Genomic DNA, 22,925 nt, shown 5'->3' with positions numbered 1-22,925 from the left:
TCGCATCCATCCCGCAATCCGACCATGCACCTCCACGTCGACGAAGAGATCACCTTCCGCCGGCTCGAAATCCTCCTGGTCTTCATGGAGACCGGCAATCTGGCCCGCGCGGCTGAAAAGCTCGAGATCAGCGCCGTGAGCGTGCATCGCGCCCTGCATGCACTGGAATCGGGGCTGCGCTGCGCCTTGTTCCGGCACGAGGGCCGCAATCTGCACCCGACCGAGGCGGCGCAGGCGCTGGCGGAGGTGGCACGCGATGTCCTGCGCACGATGTCGGCGGGCATCCGCGCCACGCGAGAAGTCGCCGGCTACTCGGCCGATCGAATCCGAATCGGCTCGCTCTACTCTCTGACGAGTCGCACAGTGCCGCGGCTGATCATGGGAATGAAGCTGCGCAAGCCGGACCTGCACACCGAGCTCGTGCTCGGGTCCAATGCGCACCTGCTGCAGAAGCTGCGCGACGGCGCCATCGATGCCGCTGTCATGGCGATCCCCGAGAATGCTTCCGATGTCGAATCCGAACCGCTGTTCGAGGACGACATCCAGTTCGCCGCACCGGTGGGCTCCCCTTATTCGGCCCAGAAGGAGATCGACCTGGGCGCCTGTGCCGGCGAACGCTTCGTCAGCCTGAGCGAGGGTTTCGTCACCTACAGCGGATTTGTCGAAACGTTCCGCATCGCCGGCTTCACACCCAACGTGGTGATGAAGACGGATGACATCTTCTCGCTGATGAACCTGGTCGGCGGCGGCGTCGGCTGCACGCTGCTGCCGGGCCGGGTGCGCGGCGTCATGCCGCAAAACGTGCAATTGATCCCGCTGCAGCCCAGGTACCTGATGCGCCAGACGATTGCGCTCAATTTCCTGCGCACGCGCGAGCGCGATCCCAACCTGCTCGCGTTGCTGGCGGTGTGCCGCCTTGCAAGAGCCGAACTCGGCTGAGCACGCGACAAGGGCGTGACTCGGGTTAACCCTCGATCGTTTCAGTTGGCGTAAAGGTCGACGCCGCCGCTTCATTGATCGTCCCGGAGGGGGTGCGTACCGTTCGCACCCAGATGCACAGCCGATGCGTCGAACCCCAAAACCCCCGGAGACGCATTGATGACTTCTCATTGGATCTCGATCTACGCACTGATCGGCATGTTCGTGCTGGCCACGGTGCTGCCGATCAACATGGGCGTGATCGCCTTCGTCGGGGCCTTCCTGGTCGGCACGCTGGTGGCCGGCATGAACGCCAAGGCGATCATGGGCGGCTTTCCCGCCGACCTGTTCCTCACCCTGGTCGGCATCACCTACCTGTTTGCGCTGGCGCAGAACAACGGCACCATCGATTGGCTCGTCAAGCTGGCGGTGCGCGCGGTGCGCGGGCGCATCGCCGCCATTCCGTGGATCATGTTCTTCATCGCCGCGCTGCTCACGGCGGTGGGAGCGGTCAGCCCGGCGGCGGTGGCCATCATCGCGCCGATCGCGCTGGGCTTTGCTGCCAAGTACGGCATCAATCCGCTCCTCATGGGGCTGATGGTCGTGCACGGCGCGCAGGGCGGCGGCTTTTCGCCGATCAGCATCTACGGCGGCATCACCAACAAGATCGTCGCCAAGGCCGGCCTGCCGCTCAACGAGATCGCGACGATGCTGGCGAGCCTCGGCATCAACCTGTCCGTGTCGCTGCTGCTGTTCTTCCTCATGGGCGGCATGAAACTGGTGCGCCAGAAGGCCGACGTGACCGGCGCAGTGCCGGCAACGCGCCGCACGGCGCATGCACAGGGCGGAGCGCAAGTGTTCGGCGGCGCGGAGGCCGAATCGTTCGCGGAAGAGCGGCGCGTCGCGACTGCGGCTGGCGAGTCGCTCATGGACGCGGCGCCGGCGGTCCCGGCCGACCAGGGTTCGCGCCTCTACCAGATCGTCACCGTGCTGGGTCTGCTGGCGCTGGCCGTGCTGACGCTGTTCTTCAAGCAGGACATCGGCTTCGTCTCGATCACCATCGGCCTCTTGCTGACGCTGATGGCGCCCAATCTGCAGAAGCGGGCCCTGGGCCAGGTGTCGTGGCCGGAGATCATGCTGATCGTGGGTGTCAGCACCTACGTGGGCGTGATGGACAAGATGGGCACCATCGATTTCGTCGGCCACAGCGTGGCGGGTCTCACCTCGCCCATGGTGGCCGCGTTGCTGTTGTGCTTCGTCGGCGCCGTGGTCTCGGCCTTCGCCTCGTCGACCGCGGTGCTGGGCTCGCTGATCCCGCTGGCAGTGCCGTTTCTGCAGGGCGATGCCGGCGTCGGCGCGGTCGGCTTCATCGCGGCGATGGCCGTGTCCTCCACCATCGTCGACGTCAGCCCGTTCTCCACCAATGGCGCGCTGGTGCTCGCCAACGCCAAGGGCGTGGACCGCGACGTGTTCTTCCGGCAGCTGATGGTGTACGGCGCCATCGTAACCCTGGTGGCCCCGGTGGTGGTGTGGCTGCTCTTCGTGGTGCTGTGAGGCGGCGCCTCTTCCCTCTCATCCGGCCGACATCCATTCAACCCCATCGGACTCCCATGAACTCCAGATCCTGGACCTCCAAGGCCGACGACCGCGCCGCCCGGCTGGCGCGCGCGGCCGCTGCACTCGGGGCGCGGCTCGCCGGCAAGCGTGTCGAAACGCAAGCGATCGCCACCCTGCTCGAAACGGTGCTCTCGCCCGGCGACCGGGTCTGCCTCGAGGGCAACAACCAGAAGCAGGCCGACTTCCTGGCGCAGGCGCTGGTGCAGGTCGGTCCACAGCGCGTCCATGGCCTGCATATGGTGCAGTCGGTGCTGGCACTGCCCGAGCATCTGGACATCTTCGAGAACGGCGTGGCCGCCCGGCTGGACTTCAGCTTCTCGGGGCCGCAGGGCGCACGCCTGGCCAAGCTGGTGTCGGCCGGGCGCATCGAGATCGGGGCGATCCATACGTACCTCGAGCTGTTCGCGCGCTACTTCGTCGACCTGACGCCCAAGGTGGCGCTGGTCGCGGCGCAGGCGGCCGATGCCGAAGGCAATCTCTACACCGGCCCCAACACCGAGGACACGCCGGCCATCGTCGAGGCCACGGCATTCTCCGGCGGTATCGTGATCGCCCAGGTCAACGAATGGGTCGACGGCAAGACCACGACGCTGCCGCGCATCGACATCCCGGCCGACTGGGTGAACTTCGTCGTGAAGGCGCCGCGCCCCAACTTCATCGAGCCGCTGTTCACGCGCGACCCCGCGCAGATCAGCGAGGTCCAGGTGCTGATGGCCATGATGGCGATCAAGGGCATCTATGCCGAATACGGCGTGCAACGCCTGAACCACGGCATCGGCTTCGACACCGCGGCGATCGAGCTGCTGTTGCCGACCTATGCCGAGTCGCTCGGCCTCAAGGGCAAGATCGGCAAGCACTGGGCGTTGAACCCGCACCCGGCATTGATCCCGGCGATCGAGGCGGGGTGGGTCGAGTCCGTGCACTCCTTCGGTTCGGAGCTCGGCATGGAGGACTACATCCGCGCGCGCTCCGACGTGTTCTTCACCGGCCCCGACGGCAGCCTGCGCAGCAACCGCGCCTTCTGCCAGGCAGCCGGCCACTACGCCTGCGACATGTTCATCGGCTCGACCCTGCAGATCGACCTCGACGGCAACAGCTCCACCGCCACGCTGGGCCGCATCGCCGGCTTCGGCGGTGCGCCCAACATGGGCGCCGATGCACGCGGCCGGCGCCATGCCAGCCCGGCCTGGCTCAAGGCCGGGCGCGAGGCGCGTGCCGGGCGCAGCGGCGCGGCCGGCACGCCGCGCGGGCAGAAGCTGGTCGTGCAGATGGTCGAGACCTTTCGCGAGCACATGCAGCCGGCCTTCGTCGACCGGCTCGATGCCTGGACGCTGCAGGAGCAGGCCGGCATGGACCTGCCGCCGATCATGATCTACGGCGACGACGTGTCGCACATCCTGACGGAGGAAGGCATCGCCAACCTGCTGCTGTGCCGCAGCGACGCGGAGCGCGAGCAGGCCATCCGCGGCGTGGCCGGCTACACCGCGGTGGGCCTGGCGCGCGACCGGCGCGCGGTGGAGAACCTGCGCGACCGCGGCGTCATCCGCCGGCCGCAGGACCTGGGGATCGATCCGCGCCAGGCCACGCGCAACCTGCTGGCCGCCCGCAGCATGCGCGACCTGGTGCGCGCCTCGGGCGGGTTGTACCAGCCCCCCAAGCGCTTCAGAAACTGGTAGCAGGAGTCCCGACCATGAGCGACGTTCCCGCAGGGCTCGAAACCCTGGACTTTTCTTTCTCCGGCGGCCGGCCGGCCGGCGCCTTTGCGCCGGTGCTGGTCGGCGTCGTCGGCTCCGGCAACCTCGAGGTCATGCTCGAGCCAGCCGACGGGAATGACTGCGCAGTGCGCGTCGAGACGTCGGCGCGCGGCTTCGGCCCGATCTGGCAGGCCGTGATGAACGACTTCCACGCGCGCCATCCGCTGGCCGGCGTGCGCGTCTCGATCAACGACATGGGCGCCACGCCCGCGGTGGTGAGCCTGCGGCTTGACCAGGCAGTGGCCGAGATCACTGGAGGGCAGCCATGATCAGCTTTGCCGAATGCTCGGCGCGCGAGCGGCTGGCGCTGCTGCTCGACCCCGGCAGTTTCCACGAATGGCTGCCGCCTGCCGAGCGGGTCACCAGCCCGCACCTGGCGCAGCTCGGCGTGCCCTCGGCTTTCGACGACGGCGTGGCGGTCGGCCGTGCGATGCTCGACGGCCGCGAGGTCTTCGTGGCGGCGCAGGAAGGCGCATTCATGGGCGGCGGCGTCGGCGAGGTTCACGGCGCCAAGCTGGTCGGCCTGCTGCAGCGCGCGCTGCGCGACCGGCCGACCGCCGTGCTGTTGCTGGCCGAATCGGGCGGCGTGCGCTTGCATGAGGCCAACGCGGGGCTCATTGCAGTGTCGGAAGTGATGCGCGCACTGCTCGACGTGCGCGCTGCCGGCATCCCTGTGATCGTGCTGATCGGCGGCGCCAACGGTTGCTTCGGCGGCATGGGCATCGTGGCGCGCTGTGCCGACTTCATCGTGATGAGCGATGTCGGGCGGCTGGCGATGTCGGGGCCCGAGGTGATCGAAGCATCCCACGGCGTGGAGGAATTCGATTCGCGCGACCGTGCGCTGGTCTGGCGCACCACCGGCGGCAAGCACCGCTGGCTGACCGGCGACTGCGACGCGCTGGTCGAAGACGACGTCGCGGAATTCCGCGCGGCTGCGGTCGCCGCGATCGATGCATCGAAGCCATTGAACGTCGCGGCGCTGGAAGAGGAGCACGCGTTGCTCACGGCGCGCCTGCACGCACTGCCATCTGACACCGCCGGCGGCGACGAAGCGACGCTGCTCTGGCGCGCGCTCGGCATCGCCGACGCGCAGCAGGTTCCTGATCTTCCCGTCGAAGCCGTGCGGGCCCTGCGCGCCAGTTAACCGAGGAGCATCACATGCAATGGAATTCCCTTGTCACCCAGCTCTTCGGCTCCTATCACGGCATGCGCGCCGTCGGCGACTTCCTGCTGGGCGAAGTGATTTTCGAAGGCGAGCCGCTCACGGTGATCGGCACCACGAACCATGCCCCGATCGGGGTGCGGCTCGCGCTGGCGCAGGCCCGCGTGGTGCTGGACACCATCACCCAGCACCCTGGCCGGCCGATCCTGCTGCTCATCGACACCCAGGGCCAGCAGCTTCGCCGACGCGATGAATTGCTCGGCATCAACCGTGCGATGGCGCACCTCGGCGCGAGCATCGACCTGGCGCGGCGGCGCGGCCACCGCGTGATCGGCCTGGTGTACGACCAGGCCCTGTCCGGCGGCTTCATCACCTCGGGGCTGATTGCCGACGCCTGCTACGCGCTGCCGGATGCCGAGATCCGGGTCATGCGCATTCCCGCCATGGCGCGCGTGACCAAGCTGCCGGAGGACAAGCTCACGGCACTGTCGAAATCCAACCCGGTGTTCGCTCCAGGGGTGCAGAACTACGTGGCCATGGGTGGCGTGCGCGCGCTGTGGCGTGGCGACTTGAAGACCTGCCTGCGCGATGCGCTGGCCAACACGCCGACCGAAGACCGGCGCGCGCAGGACGGCGCCGAACGCGGTGGACGCCGGCTTGCCGCCGGGGTCGTGCAGCGCGTACTGGACGCTGCGTGATCGCCATGATTTCCCTGCGTCGCCACCAACTCGCCCGGCTTTCCGAAGCCGGCTGGGCCGCCGTCCTGGACCACCCATGGGACAGCGCAGCGCGCGATTGCCTGACGCATTGGGCGATGCATCGGCTGCCGCTGGTGGTGACGCGTCAACCGCACGATGCGACCTCCAGGGGATGGATTGCGCTCGGCTTGCCGGCACCTGCGCGCTGGGGCCGGCGCCGGCTGGCCCTGCAGGTGCCTCACGCTGTGGTGCTGGGACTCGACGAGTTCCCGCGCCTTGCCGAGGTACAGGGCTTGCTGCCGCCGTCGGCACGATCCCCGGTGCGCGATCTCCTCGGCGGCCTCGACGCGTGCCATGCGACCGCGCGCGTGTTCGGCAGCTACGGCTGGCAGGCGATCAGTGCTCTCGATCACGTACGGCCGGGCTCCGACCTCGATCTGTCGGTCTGCGTCGATGGGGTGGTCCATGCGGATGCTGCGACTCGTTCGCTCCAGTCCTTTGGCACTGCACGGCTGCGGCTGGACGGCGAGCTTCTGTTCGGCGACGGCGCTGCGGTTGCGTGGCGCGAATGGATCGAGTGGCGCGCCGGACGCGCGCGGGCGCTGATGGTCAAGCGGCTGAATGGCGTGACCCTGCAGCGCGATGCCGCGTGGTGCGACCGCCCCGAGTTGGCGGAGCTGGCCGGATGAGGAACACCGCGCTGTCGCTGCAGCCGGAGCCGCCGCTCACGACGGCGATGCTCGGACGCGCCGCCACGCTCGCGCTGTATGACGAACTGTCTTTGGCCCCCAAGCCGGGCCTGGTGACATTGATCGACCGCGGCAGCCATGACGACATGGACGCGCACACCTTCATGCGCAGCCTGTTCTCGCTGCGACGGTACTTCGCGCAGATTGCCGAAGCCGGCGCTTGCGGCGCTGATTTCGCCGTGCTCGAGCGGTGCGGCATCGCGGCGGAGGCACGCATGCTCGCCGCCACCGGCGGCGTCAACACGCACCGCGGCGCGATCTTCATGCTCGGCCTGTTGTGCGCCGCGGCCGGCGGCGTCCTGCGTGAGCACGGCAGCGCAGTGCATCCAGACCCCCTGCGTGTTGCCTTGCGCCGGCACTGGGGCGATGCGCTGGCCAGCCGCAGCCGGCGTCCGCCCGTCTTGCAGGGCGGCATCGCCGCGCGGCGCCACGGCCTGCGCAGCGCATCCGCAGAGGCGGCGCTGGCCTTCCCGGTGTTGTTCGAAACGGCGCTCCCCGCGCTGACGGGAGCATTGGCCCGCGGCCTGACGCCCTCACAGGCCCGGCTCGACACCTTGTTCCACATCATGGCCGTGTTGGATGACAGCAATCTCGCGCATCGCGGCGGGCTCGCCGGCTTGCGCTGGGCCCAGCGCGCTGCGCGGGGATTCCTGGATCGCGGAGGCATCGCACGGCCCGACGGGCTCCAGGAGGCACAAGCCATTGCCGACGATTTCGTCCGGCGGCGCCTGTCGCCCGGGGGTGCCGCCGACACGCTCGCCGCCGCCTGCTGGATCAGGCGCGTGTGTCCAGGCTCATGAGCTTCGCACTGCTTTTTTCCGGCCAAGGCACTCAGCATCCGGCGATGCTGCCCTGGTTGGCGGACGACGAGCTCGTGCGCGACATGTGCGCGCAGCTAGGCATCGACGACTGGCGCCATGCGCTCGCAGACCCGGGTTGGGCCGAGCGCAACGACAATGCGCAGACGCTTCTGACCGGGCTCGCCTTGGCGGCCTGGGGCCAGCTGGCGCCCCTGGTCGCATCGCCGGCCGCAGTCGCCGGCTACAGCGTCGGCGAGTTGGCGGCCTTCAGCGCGGCCGGCGTGATCGAGCCCGCCACGGCCGCGGCCCTGGCGCCGCTGCGGGCCGAGGCCATGGATCGATGCGCCGCTCGCGCGCCCGGCGGTCTGCTCGCCGTCAGCGGACTTTCCGAGTCGCGGCTCGAGCAAATACGCGACGAAGCCGGCCTTGCACTCGCCATCCGCAACGGAAACGACAGCGTGATCCTCGGCGGCCCGAGAGCCGCGTTGGACCATGCGGAACGCGTGGCCCTGGCCGCCGGCGCGCAGTGCACGCGCCTGCGCATCAATGTGGCATCGCACACGCCCTGGATGCGCGAGGCGGCAGAGAGCTTCGCGCAGACGCTTGCGGAGGTGCCGTTCCACGCGCCTCGAGTCGTGCTGTTCAGCAATGCAAGGGACCGCATCCGGGATGCAGCGTCGGCCCGGACTGCGCTGGCCGCTCAGATCGCCACGACGGTTCGCTGGGACGAATGCATGGAAAACGTCATGGCGCGGCAAGTACGTTGCGTACTGGAGCTGGGTCCGGGCCAGGCCCTGGCGCGCATGTGGAATCAGCGCTGGCCCACCGTTCCAGCGCGCGCTTGCGACGACTTTCGCAGTGCTGCAGCGGTCGCAGCCTGGCTGAACAGCCACGTGGACCGATGAATTGAATGAACTCAGGAGATCTACCGTGAGCGAGAACGAAGCAATGCCCCATCCGGTTCCAGTCCCGGAAATGAAGAACGCCCGTGTGTCCGGCATGGCCGCCTACGACCAACTGGTGGCCGAGGCCGAAGCCGATCACAGCGCCTACTGGTCGCGCCTCGCGCGCGAATTCGTGAGCTGGAAAACGCCATTCACCCAGGGACTCGACGACAGCCAGGCGCCGTTCTTCAAATGGTTCGAGGACGGCACGCTCAACGTGTCCTACAACTGCCTCGACCGCCAGGTCGAGCGCGGCCTGGGCGACAAGACCGCGATCGTCTTCGAAGCCGACGACGGCCAGGTGACGCGGGTCAGCTACCGCGAGCTGCTGGCGCGCACCTGCCGCCTGGCCAATGCGCTGAAGGCGCGCGGCGTCAGAAGGGGCGACCGCGTCGTCATCTACATCTCGATGAGCATCGAGGGCGTGGTCGCGATGCAAGCTTGCGCGCGCATCGGCGCCACGCATTCGGTGGTGTTCGGCGGCTTCTCGGCGCACAGCCTGCGCGACCGCATCCAGGATGCCGGCGCAGTCATGGTCATCACGGCCGACGAACAGATGCGCGGGGGCAAGCAGCTGCCCCTCAAGGCCATCGTCGACGAAGCCATCGCTCTGGGCGGCTGCGAGACCGTCAAGAACGTCATCGTCTACCGGCGCACCGGCGGACCGATCGGCTGGGTCCCGTCGCGCGACCGCTGGCTGCACGAAGAGACGCAAGAACAGGCAGAGACCTGCGAACCCGAATGGGTGGGCGCCGAGCATCCCCTGTTCGTGCTCTACACCTCGGGCTCGACCGGCAAGCCCAAGGGCGTCCAGCATTCCAGCGGCGGCTACCTGCTGCATGCGGCGCTCACCACCGCCTGGACCTTCGACTTGAAGGACGACGATGTGTTCTGGTGCACCGCCGACATCGGCTGGGTCACCGGCCACACCTACATCACCTACGGCCCTCTCGCACTGGGGGCGACCGAGGTCGTGTTCGAGAGCGTGCCCACGTACCCCGACGCGGGCCGCTTCTGGAAGATGATCCAGGACCACCAGGTCAGCGTGTTCTACACCGCACCGACGGCGATCCGCTCGCTGATCAAGGCGGCCGAGGCCGACGATGCGGTGCACCCGAAGCGCTACGATCTTTCGAGCCTGCGCATCCTGGGCTCGGTCGGTGAGCCGATCAATCCCGCAGCCTGGGAGTGGTTCTACCGGCACATCGGCGGCGGCCGCTGCCCGATCGTCGACACCTTCTGGCAGACCGAGACCGGCGGCCACATGATCACGCCGCTGCCGGGCGCCACGCCGCTGGTGCCAGGCTCCTGCACCCTGCCCTTCCCGGGCATCGCGGCGGCCATCGTCGACGAGACCGGCGCCGACGTGCCCAACGGCCAGGGCGGCATCCTGGCGGTCAAGAAGCCGTGGCCGAGCATGATCCGCACAATCTGGGGCGACCCTGAGCGCTTCAAGGCGAGCTACTACCCGCCTGAGCTCAAGGGCTACTACCTCGCGGGAGACGGTGCAATCCGCGATGCGAAGACCGGCTACTTCACGATCACCGGCCGTATCGACGATGTGCTCAACGTCTCGGGCCATCGCATGGGCACCATGGAGATCGAGTCGGCGCTGGTGTCGTGCACCGAGCTGGTGGCCGAAGCCGCGGTGGTCGCCCGCCCCGACGAAACCACCGGCGAGGCGATCTGCGCCTTCGTGGTACTGAAGGGCCCGCGCCCGAGCGGCGAAGACGCAAAGCGGATCGCCAATGCGCTGCGCAACTGGGTCGCCAAGGAGATCGGCCCGATCGCGAAGCCCAAGGACATCCGCTTCGGCGACAACCTGCCGAAGACACGCAGCGGCAAGATCATGCGCAGGCTGCTGCGCTCCGTGGCGCGGGGCGAAATCATCACGCAGGACACGTCCACGCTGGAGAACCCGGCCATCCTGGAACAGCTGGCGCAGAAGAATTGAGTGCCTGAAGGCGCCGGGGCTTCATCTGAATGCCGGCGCGAGGCCATCGATCGCGCGCTCAGGGCGTGCCGGTCGACCGCGCTGTTGCGCGCTTGGCAAGGCCGTTCGGTACCGGGATGCACATCAACGCGCCCATCGCCGTCACGCCCAGCAGGGCGGAAATCCACAGGGATTGCGCGCCCCAGCGGTCGAGGCCCAAACCGAACAGAAAAGGCGCCCCCGCCTGCACCAGCCGCGCAGGCACCATGAGCAAGCCCTGCCGCCGGCCGTAGCCCTGCGAGCCGAACAACAGCAGCGGCAAGGTGCCGATCGCGATCGTGAGGATGCCGTTGCCCGCGCCGTGCAGCACCGTGAACAGCGCCGCGGCCGGCGCACCCGCGAGCCCGATCGCCATCGCGCCGAGCGGATGCGCCATCGCGGCCAGGCGCGCCGACAGCAGCGGATGAAAGCGCTGCAGCACCGTGAACTCCAGCACCCGCCCCGCCACCTGCGCCGGCCCGACCAGCGCCGCGAAGGACACGGCCAGCGCGAAGCCCACGCCGGTCGCCTGCAGCACGCGCGGCAGGTGCGCGGCCATGGCAGTGCTGATGAACCAGGTGACGGCGAACACGTAGGCCATCAGCAGGGCCGCGCGCCGCGCCTCGGCGCCCGCAAGCAGCGGCGCGGTCTCGGGCTTCGCCGACGCAGCCGCATCCGCCGCGCCTGCGTGCGGAAGCCGCGGCAGGCAGGCATTGAGCGGCAAGCCGATCAGCAGGTGCAGCCCGGCCCAGGCCATGCAGGCGCCGCGCCAGCCGAAGTGCGATTCGAGCGCCGCCGACACCGGCCAGCCGACCGTGCTCGCGAAGCCCGCGAACAAGGTGATGCCAGTGATGGCGCTGCGCGCCTGCTGGCCGTGCAGGCGCACCACGGTGGCGAAGGCGGCCTCGTAGAGCCCGCTGCCCATCGCGATGCCCATGAGCGCCCAGGCCAGGAACAGCGCGGCCGTGCTGTCGGCCCAGCCCAGCGCGGCCAGGCCGCCAGCGAACACGAAGTTGCTCGCGATCAGCACCGGCCTCCCGCCGAAGCGGTCGATCGCCCGCCCCGCGGAGGGTCCGAGCGCGGCCGAGACGATCAGCGCCACCGAGAAGGCGGCGAAGACCGTCGACGGTGCGATGCCCAGATCGCGCGCCATCGGCACCGCGAGCATGGCGGGCAGGTAATAGGAGGAGGCCCAGGCCAGCGTCTGCGCCGTGCCCAGGGCTGCCACTGTCGCGAATCGGCTCATTCAGTGATTCTGGTCCTGCGGCTGGCCGGAGGATTCGATCACGTTGGGATGGCCGGCAGGATGCAGGCGCGGCTCGAAGGCATTGTGGACCGCCAGGCCGATGAGCGCCCCGATCAGCTCCGCGAGCACGAAGCCCGGCGCGCTGGACGGCGCGATGCCGGCAAAGCTGTCGCTGAACATGCGGCCGAACACCGCCGCCGGATTGGCGAACGAGGTCGACGCGGTGAACCAGTAGGCCGCGCCAATGTAAGCCGCGACCATGGCCGGCGCGCGGCCTGCCGGGGCGCGCAGGATGACCAGCAGCAGGCCGGCGGTGGCCACGGCTTCGGCGATCCATTGCCCCGTCCCGCTTCGCAGCTTGGCCGAGAACTGCAGGATGCCCATGTCGAACATCGCGTGGGCCAGCCAGGCGCCGAGCATGGCGCCGACGAGCTGCGCTGCCACGTAGGGCACCAGGCTCGAGGCCGGCAGCTCGCGGCGCATGGCCATCACCGCACTGACGGCCGGATTGAAGTGCGCGCCGCTGATCGGGCCGAAGACCTCGATCAGGATGTACAGGCCGCCGACGGTGGCCAGCGTGTTGGCCAGCAAGGCCACGGCGATGTTTCCGCCGGACAGGCGCTCGGCCATGATGCCGGAGCCGATCACGACGGCGAGCAGGAGCGCCGTCCCCAGCATCTCGGCCAGCAGCTTGCGAGGAAGATCCGCAGCCATGCCGTCAGCTCTGCGAGATCGCGGTGAGCGCCTGCTGCAGGTCTGCGTTGCTCATGGAATCCAATGGCAGGGCCAGCAGCTGCGTCATGCGATAGGCGATGGCCTGCCGCGTGAGCTCGAAGGCCACGCGCTTGCCCTCTTCGCCGCCGGGCGCGTTCGAGGGATCGGCGTAGCCCCAATGCACCTTGACCGGGCTGCCGGGCCAGTAGGGGCAGGTCTCCTGCGCCGCGCTGTCGCACACGGTGATGACGATGCGCATCACCGGCTTGTCGGCGCCGACGAACTCGTCCCAGCTCTTGCTGCGATAGGACGACACATCCACGCCGGCCCGGGTCAGCGCTTCCAGCGCGAAGGGATTGAGCCGGCCGCTCGGGGCGCTGCCGGCGCTGAAGGCGCGCACGTCCTTGCCGGCTTTTGCGGCCAGGTGGTTCAGCATGCCTTCGGCGAGTACGCTGCGCGCCGAGTTGTGGGTGCAGAGGATCAGCACGTTGATGGTCATTGGGCGGCGGTCTTTCCGGTCTTGCCGATGTCGTGCAGTTCGTTCCGGAGCGACATCGCATCGAGGCGCGCCAGGGGCAGCGCGAGCATCAGCTCGATGCGCCGCTTGAGCGTGAGCGCTGCATCGTGGAAATGCCGCAGCTTCTCCTCCTCCGAACCCTCGGCCGCGGCCGGATCGGGCACACCCCAGTGAGCGCTCATCGGCTGGCCCGGCCATACCGGACACACCTCGCCGGCAGCGTTGTCGCAGACGGTGAGCACGAAGTCGAGCCGCGGCGAATCGGGCTGGGCGAACTCGTCCCAGCTCTTGCTGCGATAGCCCCCGGTCGGCAGGTGCAGCCATTCAAGTGCCTTGAGCGCCAGCGGATTCACCTTGCCGGTGGGATGGCTGCCGGCAGAGAAAGCCTTGAAGCGGCCATGGCCCGCGTCGTTCATCAGGGCTTCGGCCAAGATCGAACGCGCCGAATTGCCGGTGCAGATGAAGAGCACGTTGTAGATTTTTTCAGTCATGGCAGGACTCAGCAGCAGGAGGAAGACGACGAAGCGCAGCAAGCGGCGGCGGGAGTCTCCGTCGCCTCGGTTTCGCGAAACACGGGAATGTTGCCGAGCGTATGGAACTGCTCCCAGGCCACGCCTTGCGGATCGGTGACCCAGTGCTTCTCGCTGCGCGCGTAGCAGCAGGTGGTCGCCCCTTCATCGAGAAGCTGGGTGTCCGCGGCTTGCGCGCGGGCCTTCAGTTCGGCCAGCTCCTCCGGGCTCTCCGCCTGAAGGCCGAGATGATCGACGCCCAAGGCGCCGCCGCGGGCCGAGACCGCGAAGTTCACCGGCGGATCCGCGAGCATCCATTTGGCATAGTCGCTTTCGACGCGCGCCGGCTCGGAAGCGAAGAGCCGGGAATAGAAGGCGATGCTCGCCTGGAGGTCCTGCACGTTGAGGTGCACGTGGAATCGTTTCATGGGTTTCTCCTTCAACACGAACAGTCCTGTTGCGCCGCGGCGAGGCATTGCTCGCCCTGGCAGCAGTTCTCTGTGAGGTAGCCGAGCAGCGCATTCATCTGCTGGAAGGAAGCGCGATAGATCAGGTTGCGGCCGTTGCGCTCCTGCGAGACCAGCCCCGAATGCATCAGCTCCTTGAGATGGAAGGACAGGCTGGTCGCCGCCACCTCCAGGCTCTCGACCAGCGCGCCGGGCGTCATGCCGCCCGGGCCCGCCACGACCAGCGCGCGGAAAACCTGCAGGCGCAGCGGCTGTGCCAGCGCGGCCAGGGACTTGACGACATCATTTTCTTCCATAGTTCAATAATATTTGCATAATTGCAGGCATGCAATCCCCCAACCCTGAAATCACCATCTTTCACAACCCGGCCTGCGGCACCTCGCGCAACACGCTGGCCCTGATCCGCAACAGCGGCGACGAGCCGCGCGTCGTCGAATACCTGAAGACGCCGCCGAGCCGCGACACCCTGGCCGGCCTGATCAAGGCCATGCGAATCACGCCGCGCGAGCTGCTGCGCCAGAAGGGAACGCCCTACGCCGAGCTCGGCCTCGACGACGCGAAGTGGACCGACGAGCAGCTGATCGACCTGATGCTGCAGCACCCGATCCTGATCAACCGCCCGATCGTCGTGACGCCGCTGGGCACCCGGCTGTGCCGGCCCTCCGAAGCCGTGCTGGACATTCTTCCGTCGCCGCAACGCGGTGCCTTCACGAAGGAAGACGGGGAAGCGGTCATCGATGCGGAGGGACGGCGTGTCCGACGCGATGCTTGAGTTGCCGCACATCGATCCCGCACTTTTCGATCGGCCGACGCTGGATCGCCTGCTCAGCCGCACGCCGTCGGTGCACGCACCGCGTTTCCTGCTGCTGTACGGATCGCTGCGCGAGCGCTCGTACAGCCGGCTTCTGACGCAGGAAGCCGCGCGCTTGCTGGAGAGCATGGGTGGCGAAGCGCGCATCTTCGACCCGGCGGGCCTGCCCTTGCCGGACAGCGCGCCCGACGACCACCCGAAGGTGCGCGAACTGCGCGAGCTCGCGCAATGGGCCGAAGGCATGGTCTGGTGCTCGCCCGAGCGGCACGGGTCGATGACCGGAATCATGAAGGCGCAGATCGACTGGATTCCGCTGGCCCTCGGCGCGGTGCGGCCGACCCAGGGGAAGACCTTGGCCGTGATGCAGGTGTCGGGCGGCTCCCAGTCCTTCAACGCGGTCAACCAGCTGCGCGTGCTGGGCCGGTGGATGCGGATGCTCACCATCCCGAACCAGTCTTCGGTGGCCAAGGCATTCCTCGAGTTCGACGATGCCGGCCGCATGAAGCCTTCGCCGTACTACGAGCGCGTGGTCGACGTGATGGAAGAGCTCTTCAAGTTCACGCTGCTCACGCGCGATGCCGCGCCCTACCTGGTGGACCGCTACAGCGAACGAAGAGAGAGCGCAGAGCAGCTGTCGAAGCGGGTGAATCAACGATCGATCTGATGAAGATCCCGTTGCAGCGCCCTTAAGGAACGGCGGCTCGGCGCCGGTGCGCCAGGTACCAGGCAGCCGGAATCACCAGCATGCTCAGCAAGGGAGCCGTCACCATGCCTCCCACCATGGGGGCGGCGATTCGGGTCATGACTTCCGAGCCGGTTCCGCTCCCCCACATGATGGGCAGCAAGCCCGCCATGACGACGGCCACTGTCATCGCCTTGGGGCGAACGCGCAGCACCGCGCCCTCGCGGATGGCGGCAAGCAAGGTCTGGTCGTTCATCGGCGCTCCAGCCTCGATGCGTCGCGCAAGTGAATTCTTGAGATAGATGAGCATGACGACGCCGAACTCGGCGGCCACGCCGGCCAGCGCGATGAACCCGACCGCCGTGGCCACCGAGACGGAGTGACCCAGTGCCCAGACCAGCCAGAACCCGCCGATGAGCGAGAACGGCACCGCCGCCATGACCAGCGCAGCATCGCCGAAGGACCTGAACAGCAGGTACAGCAACACGAAGATGAGCGCCAGGGTGGCGGGCACGACGAGCTTGAGCCGCTGCGTGGCGCGCTCCAGATACTCGAACTGCCCGGACCAGGACAGGGCGTAGCCGGCGGGCATGGTCACCGAACCGGCCACTGCAGCCTGCATGTCGTTCACGACCGATCGGAGGTCTCGGCCCCGGACGTCCACATAGACCCAACCGGACAGGCGCGCGTTCTCGCTGCGCAGCATCGGCGGGCCTTCCTCGATGCCGATCTTCGCCACGTCCTGCAGGAGCAGCTGCGCGCCCTTGTCCGTCACGAAGGGCAGTTCGCGCAGGCGCTGCAGCGAGTCGCGAATCTCCCGCGGGTAGCGGACATTGATGGGATAGCGTTCCCGGCCCTGGATCACTTCGCCGACGTTGTCGCCGCCGACAGCGGTCGTGACGATGGACTGAACGTCCGCCACGGAAAGGCCATAGCGAGCCGCGGCGAGCCGGTCGACGTCGACATCGATGTACCGGCCGCCGGCCAGTCGCTCGGCCAATGCCGAGGACACGCCCGGGACGCGCCCGACTGCGGCTTCGATCTGCGTCGCCAGGCGATCGATGGTGGCCAGGTCCGCACCGGCCACCTTGATGCCGACAGGGCTCTTGATGCCGGTTGCCAGCATGTCGATGCGGTTGCGGATGGGCGGCACCCAGACATTGGTCAGTCCGGGCACTTTCACGACGCGGTCCAGTTCATCGACCAGCTTGTCGGGCGTCATGCCGGCGCGCCACTGCTCGCGCGGCTTGAACTGGATGGTGGTCTCGAACATCTCGAGCGGAGCCGGGTCGGTCGCGGTGTCGGCGCGACCGGCCTTCCCGAAGACGCGTTCGACTTCGGGCACCGTCTTGATGAGGCGGTCCGTCTGCTGCAGGAGTTCCGACGCTTTGGAAACTGAAAGTCCCGGGAAGGCCGACGGCATGTAGAGCAGGTCGCCCTCGTCCAGCGGCGGCATGAACTCGCCGCCGAGGCGCGTGGCGGGGATGACCGTGACGGCCAAGAGCACCGCAGCGGCCACCAGCGTTGCTTTGGGAAAACGCAGGACTGCTTCGAGCGCGGGTCGATACGCCGCCATCAGGAAGCGGTTCACGGGGTTCGCCGACTCGTGAGGGATGCGCCCGCGAATGAGGTAGCCCATCAGCACGGGCACCAGCGTCACCGACAAGCCGGCCGCCGCCGCCATCGCATAGGTTTTCGTGAACGCCAGCGGTGAGAACAGGCGGCCCTCCTGCGCTTCGAGCGAGAACACCGGCACGAAGGAAAGCGCGATGATGAGCAAGGAAAAGAAGAGCGCCGGGCCGACCTCGATGGACGCCGAGCCGACCAGTTGCCATCGCTCGGGCGTTGCCGGACGCCTGCCATGCTTCGACTCGAATGCCTCCAGGTGCTTGTGGACGTTCTCGACCATCACGATGGCGCCGTCGACCATGGCCCCGATGCTGATCGCGATGCCCCCGAGCGACATGATGTTGGCGTTGACACCTTGCCAATGCATGACGACGAACGCGGCGAGCACGCCAATGGGGAGTGCGACCACCGCGACGAGCGCCGAGCGCAGGTGGAACAGGAAGACGGCACAGACCAGCGCGACCACGACGAACTCTTCGAGCAACTTGAAGCGCAGGTTCTCGATGGCGCGGTCGATGAGCAGGGACCGGTCGTATGTCGGCACCACTTCGACGCCGGCAGGGAGGCTTGGCTTGAGCGCTTCGAGCTTCGCCTTGACGGCCTCGATGGTCGTGCGCGCGTTCTTGCCCGAGCGCATGACGACCACGCCGCCCGTGACTTCCCCCTGGCCGTCCAGTTCGGCGATGCCGCGGCGCATCTCCGGGCCGATCTGCACCGTCGCGACATCGCGCAGGAGCAACGGGGTCGTGCCCGAAACCGAGAGCGGAATGGTGCGGAAATCGTTCAGCGATTTCAGGTAACCGCGCGAGCGCACCATGTACTCGGCTTCTGCAAGCTCCACGACCGAGCCGCCGGACGCCTGGTTGGCTTTCTGCAAGGCAGCGACGACCGTCGCTTGCGTGATGCCAAGGGCGCGCATGCGGTCAGGGTCGAGCACCACCTGGTACTGCCGCACCATGCCGCCGATGCTCGCGACCTCGGCCACGTCCGGGACGGTCTTCAGCTCGAACTTCAGGAACCAGTCGTTGAGCGCACGCAGCTGTCCGATGTCCTGCCTGCCCGAGCGGTCCACCAGCGCGTATTCGTAGACCCATCCGACCCCCGTGGCGTCGGGTCCCAGAGACGCATTCGCCCCTGCGGGCAACCTGCCCTGCACCTGATTGAGGTACTCCACGACGCGCGAGCGGGCCCAGTACGGGTCCGTCTTGTCGTCGAACAGCACATAGACGAAGGAGTCGCCGAAGAAGGAGTAGCCGCGAACCGTCCTGGCGCCCGGCACGCTCAGCATCGTCGTCGTCAGCGGATAGGTGACGAGGTCCTCCACCACCTGCGGCGCCTTGCCGGGGAAAGGCGTCCGGATGATGACCTGCACGTCCGACAGGTCCGGCAGCGCGTCCACCGGTATGCGGGCAGCCGACCAGACGCCGGCAACCACCAGGAATAGCGTGGCGACGAGCACCAGGAATCGATTGCCGATCGACCATCGGATGAGCGCGGCGATCATTTCTTCACGCCCGGTTGTACGCGCTGCACCGAGAGCAGCTCATGGCCCATGGGCCCGCCCTCCCTGAACTCGAATCGGACGCTGTCGCCTCGCCTCACATCCGCGAACGCCTGGGGATCCGGCTTCGAGAAGCCCATCGTCATGGCCGGCCAGTTGAGGGACGGCACAGGGCCATGGGAAATCGTGATGCCGTCCGGCTCAACGCTTTCGACCTTGCCCTCGGCAACGTGGGCGGGCGGCGCGGCGGCTGCCGCCATGCTTCCCAGCACCGAACGCAACCGAGCCTCGGAGTCGATCAGGAACTGGCCGCTCGCGACCACCTGGTCCCCTTCGTTCAGCCCCCGGGCGATCTCGATATCGTCACCCAGGTCCAGGCCCAGTGCGACGTCGCGCGGCTCGAACGTGCCGTCGTCCTTGCGGACGATGACCACCGCGCGCTTGCCTGTGCGAATGACCGCCTCGGCCGGTACGACCAGCCGGGGGTTCGCCGGTCCCGCCACCTGCAGACGCAGCAGCATGCCGGGCGTGAGCTTGCCCTCCTTGTTGTCGACCTCGAAGCGCGCCTTCAGCGTGCGCGTGTTCGCGCTGAGCTCCGGAAGTACTTCCTTGAGTTCGCCCTCGAAGGTCTGGGTGGCATCCGCCTGCAGCACCGCCTTGACCTTCTGGCCGAGCTTCAAGCGCACCGCCTGAGCTTCCGGAACCTCGGCCACGGCCCAGACCTTTTCCAGGCCGGCGATGCGAAACAAGGTCATGCCGGGCGTGACGGCAACGCCTTCCCGGACGCCGAGTTCTGCGACGACCCCGCCTGCCGGCGCGCTCAGGGTAAAGCGCGCCTGCGCGGTCCCGGTCTCTTCGCTCCGGCGAATGAGCTCGGCCGGAATCGACATCGCGCGCATCCGCTCGCGCGCTGCGGCGATGAGTTCGGGCGCCACCCCGGCGCGCTTGAGCGCAAGCAGCTCGTTCTGCGGCCCGAGCCAGTCCGGCGCGAAGAGGGTGGCCAAGGCCTGGCCTTTGCGCACGCGCTCCATCGGGGCCCGTACAGCCAGGCGTTCGACGTATCCGGCGACCCGCGTCTGGACGGCCACGTTCAGGCGCTCGTCGAACTGCACCGCGCCAATCGCATCGAACGACGTCGAGGCTTCGGCACGTCGCACCGTGGCGTAGCGGATGCCCAGGCTCTGTTGCATCGAGGGACTCACCTTGACGCCGGATGCACCGGGGTCGCTGTCGGCGTAGACCGGCACGAGCTGCATGTTCATGAACGGCGACTTGCCCGGCTTGTCGAAGCGCGGGCCCGGAACCATGGGGTCGTGCCAATATAGGACCTTGCGGCCGTCCGGGGACGTAGCGTCGCCGCTTGCTTCGGCATTCATGCCTTCGTGGGTGGTGTGCCGCCCCAGGAAGAAGCCGGCGCCGGCGAGGACCGCGCCGGCGACGATGAGCAGCGCGATGAGGTGAGTGCCTTTCATTGGTCGGCTCCTCGTGCGAGTGGCTTGAATGCAAGCTGCGCTCGCGCCTTGGCGAGCTCGCGTTGCAGTGCCAGGAGCTTGCGCTGCGCCTCCACTTCGGCGTGCCTTGCCTCGAACAGCGTCATGAGCGTGCCCTGATTCGATCGATACGCGGCAATGGCCACGGTGGTCCGTTGCCGCGCCGGGGTCACGACGCCGGCGCGGTATCGCTCGATGCGTTCGAGCAGCCGCTGGGCGTCGCCGGCAAGCGTCCGGTACTCGGCGGCGGCAGCGCGAGTCGCCTCGGAAAGTTCGGCCTCGGCCTTGTCGGCCAGCGCGAGCTTCGTTGCGGTTTCCCGGTCCTGGCGCTCGGACGGGGCCACTCGAAGCGGAATGCTCACGCCGAACGACACCATGTCGGAGTAGCCGGTGCGCTGTCCGTAGGAGACCTCCCAGGTCCAGTTGGGCTTGCGCTCCGATGCGGCGACAGCCGCGCCCTGCCTGGCCACCTCGATGTCGATCTGCTTCGTCACCACATCCGGATGCCCTTCGACGTACGCCTGCTCCGTCGGCGATGGCAGCGCGGGCACGGATGCCAACTCGTCGTGCCGGGTGCCGACCCAGCGCTGCAGGGCCACCGTGGCGACGCCTTGCTGCTGGCGCACTTCGGCCGATTCGTCCTCCGCCCTGCCGCGCGCACCGGCCAGTGCGAGCGCTTCCTGGCTGCTTCCGGCCGACGACGCCAGTCGAGCACGCGCTGCCTCGAACTCCTCATGGGCGTGGTGCTCCATGAGCGTCGTCAGCTTCAGTGCCTCGCCGGCGTAGAAAGCGTCGAGGTAAGCGAGCGCGGTGTTCAGCCGGGTTGCGGCGGCTGCTGTCCGGGACTGGATTGCCTCGCGGGCGACGGCGGCCTCGGCCGCCGCCTGGCGAGCGGCTCGCTTGTCGCTCGACAGCCATTCCTGGCTGATGCCGACGCGCTTCATCGTCATCGAATCGCGCGTGCTGCTGAACCGGTCGCCCCCCGTCACCGGCAGGTTGTCGATGCCGGCGCGCAGCATCGGGTCCGGAAGCTGGCCGGCCGCTCGGGCGGCCTCAGACGCGCTCGCCACCCCGGCGCGCGCGGCGCGACCGGACTCGGAGCGCCCGACGGCGAGGTCGAGGGCTGCCTCGAGGGTCAGGGGGGCTGCCGCTGCCAGGAAGGGAAGCAGTGCGGCAGCCATGGCGGCTGCGCGCAGGAGGTGGGATGACATGAAAACTCCGAAGACGAATGAGGCAACAGCCGGCAAGCGGCCAAGCCGCGCCAGCGCCGTTCAGTCGACGGAGATTTCAGACTCGGAGTCTGCGGGTGGAAAGAAAAACGGGGTCGGGCGGAGGTCGGATCTCCGGTGTCGCTGCGGCGGAGATCGCCGCAGCGAGCTGTGCCTCCAGCACAAGAGGCACGACCAGCACCTGCACGATGGCCGGCAGCGACGGGGTGGCCACCTTCACCGGCTCGAACGACAGCGACATGTCGGCTGCGTACTGGTGGCAGAGCACCGGCTGCGCCGAATCCATGCCTTGACACGGTTCGCCCACGGCCATCATTTCCGCCATCGCGACTGCGTCAGCGGCACCAGCACAGACGTAGTTCGCGAGCGCCAGCTGCGAGAACAGCAGCGACAGGACCACGACGAACGCGGTCATGCAGCGATGGAGCGAGCGTCTGTACATGACAGCGAAGAGTGTAGCGATGTGGCTTTGATTGCGCCGAACATGCGGGTCTTCCCTTAATTTTCTGGACCGGCTGCCGATATAGGTCTGTCTTTTCTCTTTTTTGACCTTCCCGTCTTCCGGAGCCTCCATGTTTCTGAGCAATATCTCGATCGCCAAGCGATTGGCCATCGTGCTGGGCGCGATCCTCGCCCTCTTCCTGGCAAGCAGCGTGATTTCTGCATTGAAGCTGCGGCAGCTCGGCGTCGAGATCACCGGCATGGTCCAGGACAACGTCAGGACCGAACGCGCCGGCGCCGACTGGCTGCGCCACACCACGTCGGGCGTGCAGCGGGCCGCCGCCATCGCCAAGAGCAGCGACGCCAGCCTGATCGCCTATTTCGCGCCCGCCACGGCGGCATCGATCAAGGAAACCAACGAGCTGCAGAAGTTCATCGAAGGGCAGATGGTCAAGCCCGAGGAACGCGAGCTGTTCCAGACGGTGGGCGAACTGCGCAAGGACTACCTCGCCGCGCGCGAAGAGGTCAGCAAGCTCAAGCTGGCAGGCGACCTCGAAGGCGCCGGCCGCGTTTTCACTGCGCGCTTCGAACCGACTTCGGTCAGCTACCTGGCGGGCGTGAAGCAGATGGTCGACCTGCAGCGCGCCGGCCTCGATGCCGCAGCGAAGCGCGCAGAGGACCTGCGCGCGCAGACCACGACGCTGCTGATCGTCTGCTCCGCGCTGTCGCTGATCTTCGGCACCCTGCTGGCCTGGTTCCTGGCGCGCAGCATCACGCATCCGCTGCGCCGGGCGGAGACCATGGCGCAGTCGATCGCCGACATGGACCTGACCGGCGCGCCGCAGACAAGCTATGCCAACGACGAGACCGGCCGTCTTCTGCGTGCCATCGATCTAATGCGCACGGCCTTGCAGAAGTCGCTGCAGCAGGTGCAGGGCGTGGTGGTGAATGTCTCGACGGCTTCGAGCCAGATCGCTTCGGGCAACCAGGACCTGTCCTCGCGCACCGAGGAGCAGGCCAGCTCGCTGGAGCAGACCGCGGCCTCGATGGAAGAACTCACCAGCACCGTGAAGCA

Annotated in this window: 23 protein-coding genes; 13 read left to right on the top strand and 10 right to left on the bottom strand. The window is 67.9% G+C overall.

The features are described 5' to 3' along the window. The first annotated feature begins 24 nt into the window (after positions 1-24). The 10 genes from AC3A6B_RS23185 to acs all read left to right on the top strand — a co-directional run bounded on the left by AC3A6B_RS23185 (position 25) and on the right by acs (position 10,596). A complete protein-coding gene (locus tag AC3A6B_RS23185) occupies positions 25-939 on the top strand; it encodes a LysR family transcriptional regulator (RefSeq protein WP_487839111.1) in 915 nt (304 codons plus the stop codon). 159 nt (positions 940-1,098) lie between these two features. Continuing rightward, positions 1,099-2,472 carry an SLC13 family permease gene (locus tag AC3A6B_RS23180; protein WP_487838998.1) on the top strand — a complete coding sequence of 458 codons (1,374 nt, stop codon included), beginning with the start codon at positions 1,099-1,101 and terminating at the stop codon, positions 2,470-2,472. Between the two features lie 56 nt (positions 2,473-2,528). Beyond that, positions 2,529-4,211 carry a malonate decarboxylase subunit alpha gene (gene mdcA, locus AC3A6B_RS23175; protein ID WP_487838997.1) on the top strand — a complete coding sequence of 561 codons (1,683 nt, stop codon included), beginning with the start codon at positions 2,529-2,531 and terminating at the stop codon, positions 4,209-4,211. A gap of 14 nt (positions 4,212-4,225) precedes the next feature. Next, positions 4,226-4,558 carry a malonate decarboxylase acyl carrier protein gene (mdcC, locus tag AC3A6B_RS23170; RefSeq protein ID WP_487838996.1) on the top strand — a complete coding sequence of 111 codons (333 nt, stop codon included), beginning with the start codon at positions 4,226-4,228 and terminating at the stop codon, positions 4,556-4,558. After that, positions 4,555-5,433 carry a biotin-independent malonate decarboxylase subunit beta gene (locus tag AC3A6B_RS23165; protein WP_487838995.1) on the top strand — a complete coding sequence of 293 codons (879 nt, stop codon included), beginning with the start codon at positions 4,555-4,557 and terminating at the stop codon, positions 5,431-5,433. The genes mdcC and AC3A6B_RS23165 overlap by 4 nt, the downstream gene beginning before the upstream one ends. Positions 5,434-5,447: 14 nt before the next feature. After that, positions 5,448-6,149: a biotin-independent malonate decarboxylase subunit gamma gene (gene mdcE / locus AC3A6B_RS23160; RefSeq protein WP_487838994.1), complete on the top strand. Its 702-nt coding sequence runs from the start codon at positions 5,448-5,450 to the stop codon at positions 6,147-6,149. Between the two features lie 5 nt (positions 6,150-6,154). Further along, positions 6,155-6,838 carry a malonate decarboxylase holo-[acyl-carrier-protein] synthase gene (mdcG, locus tag AC3A6B_RS23155; RefSeq protein WP_487839110.1) on the top strand — a complete coding sequence of 228 codons (684 nt, stop codon included), beginning with the start codon at positions 6,155-6,157 and terminating at the stop codon, positions 6,836-6,838. Further along, positions 6,835-7,698, top strand: coding sequence for a triphosphoribosyl-dephospho-CoA synthase MdcB (mdcB, locus tag AC3A6B_RS23150; protein ID WP_487838993.1), 864 nt, complete (start codon positions 6,835-6,837; stop codon positions 7,696-7,698). The genes mdcG and mdcB overlap by 4 nt, the downstream gene beginning before the upstream one ends. Further along, positions 7,695-8,603 carry an acyltransferase domain-containing protein gene (locus AC3A6B_RS23145; RefSeq protein WP_487838992.1) on the top strand — a complete coding sequence of 303 codons (909 nt, stop codon included), beginning with the start codon at positions 7,695-7,697 and terminating at the stop codon, positions 8,601-8,603. Before mdcB ends, AC3A6B_RS23145 begins: the two co-directional genes overlap by 4 nt. A gap of 70 nt (positions 8,604-8,673) precedes the next feature. After that, entirely contained in the window at positions 8,674-10,596 is a 1,923-nt protein-coding gene (acs, locus tag AC3A6B_RS23140; RefSeq protein ID WP_487838991.1) for an acetate--CoA ligase, read from the top strand. Positions 10,597-10,654: 58 nt separating this feature from the next. Here acs and AC3A6B_RS23135 read toward each other — a convergent pair whose 3' ends face one another. The 6 genes from AC3A6B_RS23135 to AC3A6B_RS23110 are packed head-to-tail and all read right to left on the bottom strand — an operon-like array spanning position 10,655 to position 14,363. Continuing rightward, positions 10,655-11,860, bottom strand: a complete 1,206-nt coding sequence (locus AC3A6B_RS23135) for an MFS transporter (RefSeq protein ID WP_487838990.1) — start codon at positions 11,858-11,860, stop codon at positions 10,655-10,657. Continuing rightward, the gene (locus tag AC3A6B_RS23130) at positions 11,861-12,574 is read right to left on the bottom strand and encodes an MIP/aquaporin family protein (RefSeq protein WP_487838989.1); all 714 of its coding nucleotides are present in this window, start codon (positions 12,572-12,574) and stop codon (positions 11,861-11,863) included. A 4-nt stretch (positions 12,575-12,578) separates the two neighbouring features. Continuing rightward, positions 12,579-13,073: an arsenate reductase ArsC gene (locus AC3A6B_RS23125; protein ID WP_487838988.1), complete on the bottom strand. Its 495-nt coding sequence runs from the start codon at positions 13,071-13,073 to the stop codon at positions 12,579-12,581. Further along, positions 13,070-13,582, bottom strand: a complete 513-nt coding sequence (locus AC3A6B_RS23120; RefSeq protein WP_487838987.1) for an arsenate reductase ArsC — start codon at positions 13,580-13,582, stop codon at positions 13,070-13,072. Before AC3A6B_RS23120 ends, AC3A6B_RS23125 begins: the two co-directional genes overlap by 4 nt. Positions 13,583-13,590: 8 nt before the next feature. After that, positions 13,591-14,028, bottom strand: coding sequence for an ArsI/CadI family heavy metal resistance metalloenzyme (locus AC3A6B_RS23115; protein WP_487838986.1), 438 nt, complete (start codon positions 14,026-14,028; stop codon positions 13,591-13,593). 11 nt (positions 14,029-14,039) lie between these two features. Continuing rightward, positions 14,040-14,363, bottom strand: coding sequence for an ArsR/SmtB family transcription factor (locus AC3A6B_RS23110; RefSeq protein ID WP_487838985.1), 324 nt, complete (start codon positions 14,361-14,363; stop codon positions 14,040-14,042). A 29-nt stretch (positions 14,364-14,392) separates the two neighbouring features. Here AC3A6B_RS23110 and arsC point away from each other — a divergent pair, with 29 nt between their 5' ends. Both arsC and arsH read left to right on the top strand, forming a co-directional pair. Beyond that, positions 14,393-14,839, top strand: a complete 447-nt coding sequence (gene arsC, locus AC3A6B_RS23105; RefSeq protein WP_487838984.1) for an arsenate reductase (glutaredoxin) — start codon at positions 14,393-14,395, stop codon at positions 14,837-14,839. Beyond that, positions 14,805-15,542 carry an arsenical resistance protein ArsH gene (gene arsH / locus AC3A6B_RS23100; protein WP_487838983.1) on the top strand — a complete coding sequence of 246 codons (738 nt, stop codon included), beginning with the start codon at positions 14,805-14,807 and terminating at the stop codon, positions 15,540-15,542. Before arsC ends, arsH begins: the two co-directional genes overlap by 35 nt. Before the next feature lie 22 nt (positions 15,543-15,564). On the opposite strand, the gene AC3A6B_RS23095 is transcribed toward arsH, so the two are convergent. The 4 genes from AC3A6B_RS23095 to AC3A6B_RS23080 all read right to left on the bottom strand — a co-directional run bounded on the left by AC3A6B_RS23095 (position 15,565) and on the right by AC3A6B_RS23080 (position 22,010). After that, positions 15,565-18,693: an efflux RND transporter permease subunit gene (locus tag AC3A6B_RS23095; protein ID WP_487838982.1), complete on the bottom strand. Its 3,129-nt coding sequence runs from the start codon at positions 18,691-18,693 to the stop codon at positions 15,565-15,567. Further along, a complete protein-coding gene (locus AC3A6B_RS23090) occupies positions 18,690-20,162 on the bottom strand; it encodes an efflux RND transporter periplasmic adaptor subunit (RefSeq protein ID WP_487838981.1) in 1,473 nt (490 codons plus the stop codon). The genes AC3A6B_RS23095 and AC3A6B_RS23090 overlap by 4 nt, the downstream gene beginning before the upstream one ends. Further along, complete coding sequence (locus AC3A6B_RS23085; protein WP_487838980.1) at positions 20,159-21,391, bottom strand: TolC family protein; 1,233 nt, start codon at positions 21,389-21,391, stop codon at positions 20,159-20,161. The genes AC3A6B_RS23090 and AC3A6B_RS23085 overlap by 4 nt, the downstream gene beginning before the upstream one ends. A gap of 76 nt (positions 21,392-21,467) precedes the next feature. Beyond that, the gene (locus tag AC3A6B_RS23080; RefSeq protein WP_487838979.1) at positions 21,468-22,010 is read right to left on the bottom strand and encodes a hypothetical protein; all 543 of its coding nucleotides are present in this window, start codon (positions 22,008-22,010) and stop codon (positions 21,468-21,470) included. Here AC3A6B_RS23080 and AC3A6B_RS23075 point away from each other — a divergent pair. After that, positions 21,982-22,925 (top strand): MCP four helix bundle domain-containing protein (locus AC3A6B_RS23075; protein WP_487838978.1); only part of this gene is annotated, 944 nt, incomplete at its 3' end. The two genes, AC3A6B_RS23080 and AC3A6B_RS23075, sit on opposite strands and share 29 nt — an antisense overlap.

It is taken from the genome of Variovorax sp. Soil_C_33, from assembly GCF_057656935.1.
The sequence above is the reverse complement of the archived record's forward strand: the minus strand, read 5'-3'. Positions and strand labels throughout refer to the sequence as shown.